Source organism: Shewanella sp. SR44-4 (assembly GCF_014163715.1).
In the GTDB taxonomy this organism is placed as follows: Bacteria; Pseudomonadota; Gammaproteobacteria; order Enterobacterales; family Shewanellaceae; genus Shewanella.
In genome coordinates this window covers 1-215 of the sequence record NZ_JACJDU010000203.1, presented here as the reverse complement: position 1 = coordinate 215, position 215 = coordinate 1, and the positions used below count along the sequence as shown (strand labels likewise).

The 215-nt window shown below is 58.6% G+C and carries 1 protein-coding gene; it reads right to left on the bottom strand.

The window, feature by feature from the left end; translation table 11 throughout:
* Window positions 1–215 (bottom strand): hypothetical protein (locus H5125_RS22515; RefSeq protein WP_182745528.1); only part of this gene is annotated, 215 nt, incomplete at both ends.

Sequence of the window (215 nt, the reverse complement as noted above, 5' to 3'; positions counted from 1 at the left end):
AATAGGGTGTTGCCGTTGCCGTCAGTGACAATCAAGGTGTCGCCAACTTGGGTGCCAGTCGCGAGAGTCACGGTCGCGGTCACAGTGCCATCAGTACCGATCTCATCGCTGTTGAACACGCCGTCGCTGCCCATGCCGCTGAACTCAACGATGGGTGCAGGTGCGGCAACATTGTCCACAGGCTGGTTGTCGGTAGCAGTCGCAGATGGGTTACC